8 protein-coding genes are annotated in these 14,732 nt (G+C 46.7%); 7 read left to right on the top strand and 1 reads right to left on the bottom strand.

What is annotated here, in order from left to right; all coding sequences use genetic code 11:
* The 4 genes from G519_RS51110 to G519_RS0129595 all read left to right on the top strand — a co-directional run.
* Positions 1-660, top strand: a 660-nt coding sequence (locus G519_RS51110) for a hypothetical protein (RefSeq protein ID WP_029197746.1), incomplete at its 5' end; no start/stop codon positions are given.
* Positions 661-739: 79 nt separating this feature from the next.
* Positions 740-1,702, top strand: coding sequence for a helix-turn-helix transcriptional regulator (locus G519_RS0129605; RefSeq protein ID WP_029197745.1), 963 nt, complete (start codon positions 740-742; stop codon positions 1,700-1,702).
* Positions 1,703-1,731: 29 nt separating this feature from the next.
* Positions 1,732-4,638, top strand: a complete 2,907-nt coding sequence (locus G519_RS0129600) for a PD-(D/E)XK nuclease family protein (RefSeq protein WP_029197744.1) — start codon at positions 1,732-1,734, stop codon at positions 4,636-4,638.
* Positions 4,631-7,885 carry a UvrD-helicase domain-containing protein gene (locus tag G519_RS0129595; RefSeq protein ID WP_029197743.1) on the top strand — a complete coding sequence of 1,085 codons (3,255 nt, stop codon included), beginning with the start codon at positions 4,631-4,633 and terminating at the stop codon, positions 7,883-7,885. Before G519_RS0129600 ends, G519_RS0129595 begins: the two co-directional genes overlap by 8 nt.
* On the opposite strand, the gene G519_RS53735 is transcribed toward G519_RS0129595, so the two are convergent.
* The gene (locus G519_RS53735) at positions 7,882-8,019 is read right to left on the bottom strand and encodes a recombinase family protein (protein WP_369073686.1); all 138 of its coding nucleotides are present in this window, start codon (positions 8,017-8,019) and stop codon (positions 7,882-7,884) included. The two genes, G519_RS0129595 and G519_RS53735, sit on opposite strands and share 4 nt — an antisense overlap.
* A 1,054-nt stretch (positions 8,020-9,073) precedes the next feature.
* Between G519_RS53735 and G519_RS0129585 the strand changes: the two genes are divergently transcribed.
* The 3 genes from G519_RS0129585 to G519_RS0129575 are packed head-to-tail and all read left to right on the top strand — an operon-like array spanning position 9,074 to position 14,541.
* On the top strand, positions 9,074-9,832 hold the full coding sequence (locus tag G519_RS0129585) for a hypothetical protein (RefSeq protein ID WP_029197742.1): 759 nt from the start codon (positions 9,074-9,076) through the stop codon (positions 9,830-9,832).
* Positions 9,819-10,388, top strand: coding sequence for a hypothetical protein (locus G519_RS0129580; RefSeq protein ID WP_029197741.1), 570 nt, complete (start codon positions 9,819-9,821; stop codon positions 10,386-10,388). The genes G519_RS0129585 and G519_RS0129580 overlap by 14 nt, the downstream gene beginning before the upstream one ends.
* Positions 10,363-14,541, top strand: a complete 4,179-nt coding sequence (locus G519_RS0129575; protein WP_029197740.1) for a hypothetical protein — start codon at positions 10,363-10,365, stop codon at positions 14,539-14,541. Before G519_RS0129580 ends, G519_RS0129575 begins: the two co-directional genes overlap by 26 nt.
* Positions 14,542-14,732: the final 191 nt, after the last annotated feature.

Genomic DNA, 14,732 nt, shown 5'->3' with positions numbered 1-14,732 from the left:
AACTTCTATTTTATTGAGAAGCCAGAAGACATTCCTGGTATTTTCTCCAAAGAACTGGATGCTCTCTTATCCGTCGTTGGCCAAAATGTACAGCTGACGATAAACCCTTCAGAAACAACACACATTACCCGAATCTATGGTTATAAAGCTGAAGATGAAGATGAAAATAATGGACTGAAGCTATCCATGGGAGATATTTTCGATCAAGAGGTCAAGTCGATCTTGCTTGAAATCTCGTTCTTTCCCCATGCTTTCGGTAAACACGAGGTTCTCCATGTCCAATGGGACTATGTCGATGTGACGGAAGGAGCTAAATTGTGCACGCTTCAATACAAGATCGAAGCCAATTTTACGAACGATCTCAATTTGATCATGAATTCATCGAACCCCCATGTTGAAAAACAGGTCAAGATTACTGAATCGGCCATGGCAATCGAGCATGCGATAACGGCTTTCGACCAAGGTGATGAGGAAACGGGAAAAATGCTGCTTCAACAGCAAGCAGATGAGATGCTAGTGGTAGCTGTTCAAACCGAAGATGCAGAGCTGCGTGAGGAGGCTCAAATGCTTTATAGCCATTTGGAGAATTTTAGCTTTTCTAGCAAAGCGAGAAAATCATTGCATGAGCAGAAGTATAGGCAGATGAAAAGAAAAAAATAGCAGGACTCTCCTAGTCATAGGTCGAACTTACTAAAATTAGTACTTTTAGATCATGTGAATGTGAAGGGGAAAACCAGACGTGACAGAGCGGTTAATTCGATTGATGCGAATTATTAATTTGATACAATCCAAACCGGGTATTTTGGCAAGAGAGTTAGCAGAACGCTGCGAGACTGCGGAGAGGACCATTTATCGTGATCTTGAGGCGCTTCATGCGATGAATATCCCGATTTCAAATTACGGTCATGGCAAAGGCTATGCATTTATCAGCAATTTCTCGATGTATCCGCTAGATTGGACGGAGCAGGAGGCGTTGTCGTTCTCCATGCTGCCATCTGTTTTAGAACAAATCAAACCTTTGCTCCCGGAAGGCTTTGATTCTGCCTTTGAAAAGGTTATGGGCGTACATCAAAAGGAAAAATCGAAGCGGGCTGATATCGTGCAGCATGTCACGGATGTTATTCAAATGGGTACACCAGCCTACCGAGAGGACGGAACTTCGTTTCTCTACGATATCATCCAGGCATCTCTTTCTCAGCAAACGATACAAACCGTCTACTATACGCAGAGCCGCAATGAGGAATCTCAAAGAAATATCGATCCTTATTACTTGGTGCCACGAGATCACCGCTTCTATTTGATTGGCTATTGCCATTCGGCTGGTGACATTCGAACATTCCGGATCAGCCGCTTTCGTAATGTTAAGTTGCTTAGTCAGTCCTTCGACAAAGGCGATTTTAATTTAAAATCGTATATGAAAAATACATGGTCCATCGAGCGCGGGGAAGAGCAAATTCGTTTTAAAGTTAAGTTTCACGCGGATATAGCGCGTTATGTTAAGGAAGAGGAGCTTTTTGTGAAGCCGAAAATGACCCCTCAGAAGGATGGTAGTCTTTTGTTTGAAGTAACGGTCAATCATGAGCGTGAGTTTATGAATTGGGTCAGTCAATACGGTCCGGATGCAGAAATTTTGGAGCCGAAATCTTATCGGGAAGTCATGCGGCAGAAGCTGGAGCGGTGGAAGATCTTGTATGAAGCCTAATCAGGATGGAGGGATGAGATCTGGATTCATTGACGCGTATTCAACAGTTGTATGAAATCATGAACAAGAATCCTTTGAAGCGCAAGGTGCTGCTTGTACCAAGTCTTGCACAGGGTCATCAATGGCTGGAACAGATCAGCAGAGTTTATGGCGCTGTATTAAATACCGAGGTGCGGACGCTTGAATCATGGTCATTGGAACGCCTCAAGCTGCAATTGGCGAAGCGTAAGTTGCGTTATCTCCCTCATTCGGAATCGAAATGGATTCTACATAGATTGCTTCAAGAAGAGTCAAAGTCACCTTCATCCTACCTCACAGGTATCACTCTAACTCCCGGGTTCAACCATGCCTTCCATCGTGCGCTTTTGGAGCTGCGCGGTGCAGGAGTGATAGCAACTCAACTGCTAATCGAGGATTTTGAGAATGAGAAAAAAGGTCTGTTCGTTAAAAAATTGCTCGGTCGGTATGAGGAAGAGCTGCATCGCAATAAGCTTGTAGATTCTGCTGGACTAAGTGCATTTGCTGCGCAGGTTCAACTAACAAATGAGATCATCATCGTAGATCCATTCGTGATTCGGACTGAAATGGATGAAAAACTGCTGCGAGCACTCACGTGTGGAAAGTATGTCAACTTAACGGCTGGTTTCGAATTTACGGATCCGCGTTCCTCTTTTCCTGTTCATAACTCGGATTTCTTCCATGCATTGGGACACACCGCGGAAGTACGTGAAGTCATTCGCCGAATTATGGGCAGCTCAATAGCATTGGACCATGTAGAAATCATTGCTTCTGACTATGAAAAGTACGCATGCGCAATTTATACGGTTACTTCTTCTTTAGGCGTCAAATTTACATTTTCAGAAGGGCTGCCAATTGGCATTACCAATGCAGGAAAGGCAGTAAAGCTATACCTGGATTGGCTGGAATCCGGCTATAACCTTGCTCCTATTTTATCCGCCCTAAAACAAGGGATTATTCGCTTCAAAGATGAGCGGTATGAAGGAGTGACCACGTCAAGTCAGGTACGCGAATTAGAGCGTGCGGGTATTGGCTGGGGAAGAGAAAGATACAAGCTTTTGGAACACTTGGCTGCTTTGAAAGAGGTTACTAAGGAAAGAAGCCACGCGCTTCTGACTCTTGATCGAGTTTTTCAGCGGTTATTCGCTCCGTTAACGGAAGCGGCACTATGTTCTCCTGAGAAGCTGATCCATGCAGTTGTGGAGTTCCTGGAAAACTACTGTGTTCTTGAAGAAGAAAATGATTATCAAGTCCTCAATGGACTTCAAGCATTAGAACAATCTTTGAATGCCGCTGGAGAGCTATCGATGAGTGCGTCGTTAGCTATTCAGTATCTGCGTAGTGAACTGGTTCAAATGCGGATACAATGCACAAGTACGCCTTCACCCGGACATCTTCACGTTGCGTCCCTTAACACTGGCGGTCAAACCGGCAGACCCTATACTTCGATTGTCGGTATGGGTGAAAGTAACTGGGCGTTTTCCGTTCAGCAGGATCCTGTACTGCTTGACGATGAGCGGGTTCGAATCAGCCCGAGTCTTCCAGTTAGCCCGGATCGGGCAGCGCGAATGATAGAGGAAAGGAATAGCCGACTTGGCATGATTCAAGGTCAATGTGTACTGAGTTATTGCTCTTATGACATTGCGGATCAAAAGGAGAACATGCCTGCTTTTGAGATGCTGCAAATATTCCGAAGGAAGTCAGTTCAAGACGATGCGGATTACGAGGCTATGCATCAGGACATGAAAGAGGTCGTGGGATATTTTACTGTGCCATCTGATCTATCTATGGATGCAATTGATTTGTGGATGCCAAAACTTCTCTCAAGCGACTCTCGAATCTATGACGGTCAAGAAGCCGTATATGCTTATTACTCGCATTTGAAGGACGGGAAATTGGCAGTAGAGGCTAGAGTGGGAAGTGAGTGTACTCCTTACGATGGATTCGTTCATAAGGGAGAGCAGCCTGACCAATTGCCGGGAAAGATAGATTCGATCGTTTTCAGTGCCAGCAAGCTGGAGCAGTACGCAAGGTGTCCGCTGCAATTTTTTTATAAGGAGATTCTGGGGGTTCATATCAAAGACGCAGCGGTTTATAACCGTACTCAATGGTTGGATGCGATGCAGCGAGGAAGCTTGGTTCATGAAATCTACAATCGTTACTTGATGGAGGTAAAAAGTCGTCGCACGCATTCAACGGATCCGATCACACACGATCAATCGCTGCTGCACGCCATTACTGAGGAAGTTATTCAGCTGTATGCGGATCAAATGCCGGCTCCAAGCTCACATATTTTTCAGAAGGAAGCGGCGAGCATACGGAAGGACGTGGAGATTTTTTATGCGAACGAGAAGCATCGGACTTCCATTCCCGTCTTTATGGAGCTGCAGCTTCACGGAGAAGAATTGCCCATGCAGTTAGAGCTGAGTGACGAGTTAACCGTTCCAATTAGAGGATATGTCGACCGTGTGGATGAGATCGCTCCCCATCGTTATAAAATTTTCGATTACAAGACCGGTAATCCTAGAAAATACAAGCAAAATGAATGTTTTTCAGGCGGCACACAGCTGCAGCTTCCTTTATACGGAGCTGCGGTAGAACAGTGGATGAAAGAGAGCGGTTTTGATTCAGAGGCACAGGTCGTAGATTCAGCTTATTATTTCCCGACTGAGCGGGGGATGGGTGAGGAAGTTAGCCGATCCCAAACGCGGAGGAGCGACCTGGCATCACTGCTCCAAGCCATGCTGAGTTCTATAAAACTAGGTGTTTTTCCTCCAACAAATGAGCCTAAGATTTGCAACTGGTGTGATTATAGAGCGGTTTGCGGAGCCCATGCGGAGCACTTTGAAGAGAAAAGGACTGCGCCTGAGAACGTGCATAGACTTGGGCATATTTTGGAGGTGAACCGCTATGCTTAAAGAGCAGGAGCTTCATGTGGATGAGGCGTCTCGTGAGAGAATCTCTGCCGATCTGGATTCAACGTTCTTGGTAGAAGCGGGCGCAGGTTCCGGCAAAACAACCTCTATCGTGGGGCGGATGATTGCACTCGTTAAAACGGGTAAAGCACAAGTGCGGGACATCGCCGCCATTACATTCACGAATAAAGCAGCTTCCGAGCTCATGGGACGCTTCAGAATCAGGCTGGAGCAGGAGCTGCGCAAAGCAACGCATGGTCCAGAGAAGGATGCGTTGGCGGAAGCGGTGCGGCAGGTGCCGGAAAGCTTCATTGGGACGATTCATGCGTTTTGCGGCCGGCTTTTAAGGGAACGCCCCATTGAAGCGAAGCTCGATGCGGCTTTTCAAGAAATGGATGAGCATGAGGACCAAGAGTTTCGGGACCAATGCTGGGACGAATACTTAGAGCAATTGCGTGAAGGTGGAGAAGATTCCCATGTTGACGAGTTGGCTGCTTTACAGGTCCATGTAGAGGATTTGCGAGCTGTTTACAATAAAGTCTCGAAATATGAGGATGTGAGTATTCATACGGTACAAACGGGAAAACCGGATTTCGATATTATTAGAGAATCGTTATTTCCGATGATTGAGGAAGCTTCCCGTTACATCCCAACGGCTCAACCGGAAAAGGATTGGGACGATTTACAAAAAACAATTCGCACAGCCACTCGTCATCTACTCAGTAAGGACATGACGGATGATATGAATGTTTTGGTCTTGGCAAGGCTTTTTGATCGGACATTGAATGTTACTTTAAAACGCTGGACGGACCCCAAGGTGGCAAAGCGAATGAAGGAGCAGTTTCTTGATTGGCAGACGACAACACTTTGGCCTTTTTTGCAGGCATGGAGGGAGTTCTTACACCCTAAGTTGATCGCTTTCGTGCTTCCGGCTGTCCAATACTGTCAAAGTAGAAGAATGGAAGCGGGAAGACTGAACTTTCAAGATTTGCTGATGAAAGCCGCGGAGCTGCTGCGGACTTATCCTGAGGTGAGAAGCTATTTCGGGCGGCGGTACAGCCGGCTCTTTGTCGACGAGTTTCAGGATACAGATCCGATTCAAGCGGAAATGATGATGCTGCTTACAGGAGCAGATCCATCCGAGTCGAATTGGCGGGAGCAGCTTCCGCGTCCAGGCTCGTTATTTGTGGTAGGTGATCCGAAGCAGTCGATTTATCGATTTCGCAGAGCAGATATCTCGACCTACAACTTCGTGAAAGAACGAATAAGACAATGCGGAGACGTGCTTCAATTAACACGTAACTTCCGCTCTGTAAAGGTGATTGGTGACTTCATCAACTATGCGTTTGAGAGCAAATTCACTTTGCCGGGGCAAACATCGGATTTCCAAGCGCCTTACGTGCAAATGATTACGCAGCAGGTGAATCCTTCCGGCAAAAAATCGCTGCATGGCGTGTATACCATGACCGTACCTAAGCAGGAGAGAGACCGGCAAGAGGATATAGCCATATATGATGCCGAGCGTACAGCACAGTTTGTGGCGTGGGCCTGTGACGGGAACCTTTTGATTCAGGAGGGCAAGGATCACGAAGGGAAATCGATAACGCGTCCAGCCCGTCCGAACGATTTTATGATTTTGCTTAACTATAGAAAATTCATTAGCCTCTATGCGGAGCTTCTGGAGCACTACGGAATCGCATCGGATACATCTGGCAGCCGCGCCGTGTTCGAGGAGTTGAACACTCTATATCTACTGGCACAAACGCTTAATGATCCAACCGATCGAGTTCCATTATTAGCAGTTCTGCGGGGGATACTGTTCGGTATCAGCGACGATGCACTGTATCATTATCGACTTGCCGGGGGTAGCATTAGCTTATATTCCTCTCTAGATTCTTCCGTACTTTCGGAGAAAAACATAAAGGTCAACAAGGCGCTTCGCAAGCTTCGCCAATATGCCGAATGGGTGAATGAACTACCGGCACTATCGGCCTTTACGCAAATGATTCAAGACATTGGCATCGTACCTGCAGCCGCGGTTAATGAATCGGGGGCCATCCGCAGCGGTACGCTTATTAAATTGATAGAGCTGCTGCAAGGAGATTCGGATGCAGCCATGGATTGGCGTGCGCTAACAGAACGACTGAGAAAGCTTATGAACACGGAAAGATTGGAATCGGCTAGCCTCTTCGCGGGAAGAGGAGAAGCAGTTAAGATCATGAACCTTCACAAGGCGAAAGGGTTGGAGGCGACCATTGTCATCATGGCATGTCCTTGTGGTTACGATGATAAAGGTGCTAAGGAGCATATTGATAGATTATCTGAACCGCCGCTTGGTTATTTTACAATTTCCAAACCGAAGGATGCCTTCAACTCGGAGATCATTGCCCAGCCGGTAAATTGGGCGGAACTCGCCGAGAAAGAGCGGGAATATATGCACGCAGAAAAAGATCGGCTGCTCTATGTGGCTGCTACACGAGCCAAACAGCTTTTGGTTGTCAGCCAATATCCTTCTAGACCAGCGATTGATCCGTGGAGCCTTTTGGCTGTTTCCTTGCAGCGGCAGGTGGAACTGGATCTGGATTTGACGCCGATCAGTCCTGTGCGAGCTGAAAAGCTAAAAGCATTTCCAAATGTAGAAGCAAGCTTGGCTACGTGGAATAGTCGACTGGAATGTGTATCAAAACCTACTTATCAGGTGGCAAGCGTAACCAAGTTAGCTAAGTCTTCAAGCGAAATCGTGCTTGTTCGCTCAGCTGAAGGCAAAGGAATGGCTTACGGCAACCTGGTTCACAGATGCTTGCAGGCCTTAGGAGAAGGTATGGATGTTCAAGACCTGGGGGACTTCTGCCGAATGGCTGCGGAAGAAGAGAGCGTCGATGAGAGATGGCTGGAGCAGGCGGAAGCGACTGTGCTGCAGGTTACCGAGAGCGACATGTGGCGCCGCTGCATGAATGCAAGGTGGAGAAGTCATGAGTTTTCCTTCATTACCGCACGTCAGATGGATGAAGGGGAAAAGATGACTATGCTGCTCCGCGGTGTTATTGACCTTGTATTTGAAGAGGAAGACGGTTATGTCATTGTGGATTTCAAGACGGATCGCTATGAGTCCCAGCAAGAGCAGCAATTTGTGGATTTCTACAGGCCACAGGTGATGGCGTACGTGGAGGAGTGGGAGCGAATGCTTGGTGGTAAAGTGAAGGAAGCGGGGCTTTATTTTATTGATAAACAGAGATATGTGTCTATTTAATGGGTGAGGGCTGAACCGAATGTGCTCAAGTAGTGCTGACATCCCTCCGCTGTCCGTTCATTAATTAAATCCTTCTCGAACTCTGCAATGGCTCCTACTATCGTAAACATCAATTTACCCGTTGGTTGTGGTATTTATGTTTTGTTTTAGGATGACGAAATGGATATCACGTTCATTCAATTACTTGGCGATACGGTGCAATCAAATGTGCTTCGGGCAAGTCTGTCTAGCTTAGTAAAACAAGGGTGTCGACTTTACGAAGATACGACAAATGCGCTTTGCAATTCGGGACGGTCTTTTTTTCCGCCCGATTTCTTTTTCATGAAAATTTTTGCATCCATATGCATGTAACGCTTCATGCTGAAATCCAGTTTCTTTTCACGTGTAAAGACTCGTGCGTTTCCGATAACTCCATTATGATATCCCCTGTCTAGATGATTATATAACTTTAGACTAACTACTAGACAAAGAATAGAAGCTTTTTATTACCAAATACGAAATATGCTAAAATACCGTCCAGAAGTATCAACTTATGGACAGGTAATGACCACCAAACCAATGATATAATAATACATATAGAGTGGGCTGCTCGTGAGTGATTTGCTGAAGTTGGCCATTGCTGATGTATTTAATGATAGAGGGAAGGTAAAGGAAAATGAAAAATTTCCATTTAAGCGATAATGCGAAAAAGGCTAAATAGGAGCAGTTAATATCACGGGAATATGAACGTGAGGAACCTTTGTTATTTCTAGGTAGGGCCGCGGAGGGATCCAGTGAGCACACACATGGAAAATTATGAGGTAGCCCGATCGGTCGGTATTTCTAAGAATATCGTGACACATACCCTTAGAAAAACCTTTGCTTATCATGTTTTATAAAAACTGAACGGATATAACTCAGCTACAGAAAATTTTAAATCATCATAGCCCAGCAACGACCCTTCGCTATATTGGGATTACACAAGAGGAAATGGATGACGTTTATTTCACAGTGAATTTATATAAACTGTTCGGATACAATCATTAGTCTTGCACGGGCATTATCCGATTGAAATTTATGGGTTTAGTAGGAAGTTAGAATAACGCTGTCGAATAAATGGAAGGGACAAGTAGTTCATAAGTAGTGGCCCTTAAGCTACTGTTTTTTATTTTAGAATCGATTGGTTTAGAGTAGAAAGGAACTAAAATAATGGATAAACAGTTTTCTACAATAGGATACGGATATCTTCTAGAAGAGACTCTGGTGCTACTTGATGCCGCATTATATAGTAAAAGCGCACAATTTGTACGCGACGATTGTATATCTCGATGGCCTCAAAAATCCGAGTCCAACAAAGAAAAACTTTGGCAACACATGAAATATCGCTATTTAGAAATTGAAAATAACTTGATTAAAGATACTCCATTCCTGAAGATGTTTCGCAAAATCCGGACAAATGATGAAGCGGTACAAGACCTGGTCTTTTTTCAGTTATGCATAACCACACCGATTATTTTTGAAACGCTTTTGCTTCTGGTGACAGACAGCTTCCTCAACACGGGTGAAGCCGTTTTTTCACGTTATCATCTTGATCAATTACTAGAACGGAAATACGAACGAATGCCTCAATCTACCCGAGATCGTGTGCGCTCGATTCTGGTGAAAGGCGGACGATTAATACTCTCGAAATCCAACTATTCGGTAACGACCTATTGCCCAACCGAAGCAGTGCTTGGCTATGCGCTCTACCATGACGCGTTAATCAATGGATGGCGGGCACCATCAACGGTCACTGTGATCAACGAGGGCGTCATTGCCCCTATCTTCATGTGCAATCGTACCTTGTTGATTGCTGGGGTCAACAAACTCGCAACTATGGGACACTGTGAATACCATCGCCACGGAAACACAGACCAAGTTCAGCTCACACACCAGTCGTTGGAGGAATACGTCGATGCATGGAGATAAAAGAGCAACTCCAGCCCAGTCCAAAGCCCTTAAAGAACTTACGGGTCTGATAGGAAAAGGTCATATAGGAGGGCGAACACTCTGCTGTTTAATTGGCACTCAAGGTTCAGGTAAAACGTGGCTAGCCAAGTACATATCCTCACAGGATGAATTTGGTCAGGTTCGTTATATCTCGGCGAATGAGATCATACTAGATCTTTTTACCAGGGATCCTATATTCGCCGAAGTATTTGACTTCAATGCGCTGCTCATAACCGCAGATCTTAAGCGATACGGAAACAGACTCCGGAAGGCAGTGCATGACCTTATTGCAGAACAATTGCTATCCGACGGCTTGACCATTCTTGATCATCTAGAACTAGTTTTTGCACTGGGCATGGATCCAGTGACTACCTGGTATAACGATGCTGTAGGAAAAAAAAGAATTTTGCTGGTATTGACAGGAAGAATGTCTGGTCAGCTTTGCCGATGCGGGCAGTACACCCTGACTCGTGGAGATCAACCAATTGTAGAACTGGAGGCCCGATATTATGCCACTCATGAAGGAAATGTTTGACTTCAAACCCGTCAGTAGCTGGGTGGAAAACTTCAACGAGTCAACTCACGACTCTTCGAGCAGGACACGGATTTTTGAAAACTTCGTTATGCTGCCCGAGGTTGAAGAATCTGCCCGAATCATTCTTGATCGGATTAATCGCAAACAGGGCCGTGGATTTTTTATTACAGGACTTTACGGTTCAGGGAAGACGATCTTTATGGCATGGCTCTCCGCAATTTTGACCGAGCAGACCTTACGTAAGCAATTTCTCGATAACAAGCCAGAATGGGGTCTGGATGCTCTTGTGACACGTAAGCTACTCACTATTAACTTTACAGCCATTGAAGTACCCGATGAGACACTGGAGCAAGCGTTCTGGAACTCGGTCACGGACCATTTGAGGCACTTATCTCCACCAGTGACTGCGATGCTGTCCAATACTGACGCTTACCTGGACACCTTCTTCAACCATACAGCCAGTGGCACTCGCAGTGACGTTGAGAGCTGGATTCACGACAATAGAAACCTTACCATTGACCAGCTTCGTGCATATGACAAGGAATATCAGAAGACGATCATCGAACAGGCAGTTTTTGCCCTGAACATTCAACTCGTTCAAGATCGCACCACGGTGACTGAAAAGGTCAAGAAGCTTGTAGAAATCGCCAGGGAGCGTGGGTATGAAGGAGTCCTCGTATTTATTGACGAGCTCTACCTGCACCTGATTCAGAGTGATGAACAATTTAACCGGGGTACTGCGTTTCTTGGACAACTAGCTGAGGCAGGACTTGCTGGTGATCAGTCGTTTTGGATTTTCGGGGCGGTACAGGAAGAGATCCAAGCTATCGCTCGTCAGGCCGGGCGCAAATACGATGCGGAATTGATGGGTAAGCTGTCAGGGCAGTCCGGTCGTTTCCAGTCAATCAACATCCCGGTGACGCAGTTTCATCGAATCTACAATCATCGGCTATTTCGTGAAAACTCCAAGTGTGTTCACAAACTCGCTGATCTATTCAGAGCCGAGCTCCAACCTCATTACCGAGGGGCATTTACGGACTTCATGAAGCGCTACTTCCGAGAACGCGAACCGATTACCGATGAGGCAAAACACTTTGCCGATGTCTATCCGATGCATCCTTTCGGTTTGTATTGCTTGACCGCGATCACCAATCGGGGAGGAAGATCTCGTGGCGCATTGGGATTCGTGCAGGAATTCATAGAAAAGCGTCTGCAAAATACGACAGACTGGAAACGGGTCGCTGTGCTCGACGATGTATTTGATTATGAGGATCTGCGCAACAAGATCATTCAGGACGATCCAGAAATGGCCAAGTATTACGGGATGTTTGAGCGATTCTGCAGCACTGCTAGAGATGAAGTGCTCGCGCGGGCGCCTTATAGGAAGTGGCCGGAAAAAGATTTGGGCTTCACTAAGAACACCATCGAACGCATTATCAAAGCCCTGATTATACTTTCTATGGTCAAGGAGGAGCTATCAGTCTCCAAGCTGAACGATGCACTTCTACTTCGCTGGCCCGGCAAGGAAAGCGATCCAGCCGGTAGTGATCAGGAAACAGCAAGAATTCTAGAGAAGATTGCCCAGACATTCCCGCCACTGCGTCAGAAAGGGAGTGGAGAGAATCTGAGCTTTTTCCTTTCTGTTGAAGGAGATGGCGGCGAACGTGAAGAACTGCTGGCTGAAGTTGCCCGGATTGAAAATGGCTTTGCCCCCGACATCCAGACCGAAAGCGCCTACCGCTCACATATTGAACTGTTCCTCAGATTCCCAGGTAGCCCATTAGGTGGGACGGTTCCGCCTCAGCATGGATTCTCAACCCAGGTCGATGTGGATTGGCAGCGAACCCGTCGTTTTGTCGATTATCGATTGGAGCGTGTGACAACGCTCATCAATGACCATGCCGTGATCGGTTTCATTAAAGATGTACCTGCTACAAAAGCCCTGCACATAGTTGTGCTACATCCCTCAGCGTCGCCTTTGGATGTCGAGATGGATGCGGTACGTCACGGTAATGGTCGAACGCTTATCTGGCTACCGGCCACGCTTCCTGCTCAGGATGTCAATGAGATCAAGCGCAGCATGGCTCTGGTAAAACTCTTCGGCGACTATCAGTCACAGGTGAACGCTGGTGGTGCCTCGCAGTTAGTTCGCCGCAAACTGGAATTGCTCGGGGAATGGATCGATCTTCCCGCCGGAACCAAATCCGCTCAGCCAGCGCGTAAAGCAATAGAAATTCTGCTCGAGTCCTTTGTAAATGGTGAGATCCGGCAGTGGAATCCCAAGGATCAGGCATGGGAAATCCTGTGTGAGCCTGCTGAGCTTCTTTCCCTATACCAAAGCATCCCACAAAGTGAGCGTTCTCTGGAACGTTTGCTGGAGAAGTTTTCCTCTAAAGCACTGAGCAAGGTATTCCATTTCCACCCTAATTTCCATGAAGCTTATTCCTTCAGCGCGGACTTTAGCCCGGCCATACGACGGCGAGTTCTTGAAGCAATCTGGAAGGGTCGCATAACAGATAGTGACGGCACGGCAAAGGCCGACCTTGAAAAGCATCTCGCGCCACTTGGCTTGCTCAACACCGGTGTGTCTGGAGAAGTTTCTGTTACACTTGCGACCAACAGCATAGAGGCGTTCAGAAAGGCGAAGGAGCGGATTCGGGACAACATTCGCAAGGCGAACCCAACTGCAATTAGCATCTCCGAGACACGCAAGCGGGTGAAAACAACTGATTTGGGTTTGACCGATACTTGGTTTGACATTTTGATCACGCTATTGATCAGTATTGGTGAAATCAGTGGTTATACCATTCATGGCATGTCTGTTTCCCAGGATGATCGCACCATTGGCAGCCCAGTTGATTGGCTACAGGAATTGGATGAGCTCCGACCTGGAACACGGCCTGATGAAATCCTTTGGCACGATTTGACTGAATCGCTCCATGCTTTAGGGCTATGGAAGGAGGGCACAGGGTATAGCCCGGCTGCCGCTGACCGTCTGCTTGACCTGCTGAAGGAAATCGAAACACGTGCCAAGGAAGAGTTCCGCCAAGCCGAGTTGTCGTTGGAAACGTGGCCGGGAACTTCGATTCCCCAACACATATCTGAGTGGGTCGACATTTTTTCACTGCCAGAAGATGCCCGAGAAAGCCGAATTACCTGCTATTCCTCCGTACGGGATGCAATGCGCGATCTGCTGAGTCTGTCAGATGACGAAGATATTGAGGCAGCCAATCGTTATACCTGTGTCGAGGAGTTTGCCCACCGCGTACGCGGTGCCAGAGACTTCCTGGATCGCGTTGCTGAACTGGCCAGTCTCACCGGCAAGTTACACGAACTCAAGGCTCTTGACTTGCCTTTCGTTATTGAAAAGCCTTGCCAGGATCTGCTGGACAGTATCGAAACATACGTTAAGTCCGCTGGTAGCTCCGGCGAAATGAGCCGCATCACCGCTGAATGGAAGGACCTGCACGAACATTATCTTAATCAATACCTAAGTGAACACGCTGGACTACACAATGACCTTAAATTGCTAAGGGATTCAGTTTTAACCTCTTCGAACTACCAGATTTTGAAGAACCTATCCTTCGTCGAGGGTCTCAGTGCCCACTTCAACCCTGGCTTTATCGAATCGGAACTGACGGGGCTATTGACCCAGGTCGACGTACAACAGGTGTGTGAACAGAAGCTGGATGATGTGAAAACTGATCTGTCAAACGGGTGGGTTTGTTCTGCCTGCGGCTATAAGCCCAGCAAGAGGCTGGAGATCAAGCCAGACCACATTCTTGAACTTGTGCAGCGCGGTATAAAGGAATTCCTCGATCATGTGCGGGGCTGCGAGGCAGAGCTTCGCGATTATGTCAGCGACACACCCGCTGCAAATCCCTTGATCGGCCTGCTTAACGATCCAGCGGATTCCAGTGCACTCGAAGCGTTGCAAGACGCAGCAATGCGCGGACACCTGGCGGATGCTTTAGCCGAGGCGGATGCACTAAAAGTTAATGTCGACGAGTTGTTGGAGCAGCTAAAACCACGGTTGGTCGGCTTCTTCAAGGGCGGGCGATGCGAGTTCGAGCAGTATATTCAGGACAATCTGGCTAAACTACTAAAAAAGATCAATTCGACAGAAGAAGATAAGCCTTGGAAGGTGGAATAATGCAGATAATATTCAAAAAACCGCTTATCTTTATTGATAACTCTGAAATTGACGAGCTTTATGTGAGTTTTTTTCGACTCTTCCACAAAATGCCAGAGTATACCATGGCGATTACACATAGTGAATTTTCGAGTCTTCAAGACCTAATTGAAGAAGATGCATCTACTAGTGGTTTAATAGACAAAGCAAAG

Source organism: Paenibacillus alginolyticus DSM 5050 = NBRC 15375 (assembly GCF_000422905.1).
In the GTDB taxonomy this organism is placed as follows: domain Bacteria; phylum Bacillota; class Bacilli; order Paenibacillales; family NBRC-103111; genus Paenibacillus_E; species Paenibacillus_E alginolyticus.
This window is presented reverse-complemented; position numbering and strand designations above follow the sequence as displayed.

What these genes read in the sequence shown, in the direction of transcription:
- G519_RS0129585 (WP_029197742.1), top strand. Translation starts at nt 9,074, where the DNA reads ATGGATAAACAGTTTTCTACAATAGGATACGGATATCTTCTAGAAGAG.
- G519_RS0129575 (WP_029197740.1), top strand. Translation starts at nt 10,363, where the DNA reads ATGCCACTCATGAAGGAAATGTTTGACTTCAAACCCGTCAGTAGCTGG.
- G519_RS0129580 (WP_029197741.1), top strand. Translation starts at nt 9,819, where the DNA reads ATGCATGGAGATAAAAGAGCAACTCCAGCCCAGTCCAAAGCCCTTAAA.
- G519_RS0129595 (WP_029197743.1), top strand. Translation starts at nt 4,631, where the DNA reads ATGCTTAAAGAGCAGGAGCTTCATGTGGATGAGGCGTCTCGTGAGAGA.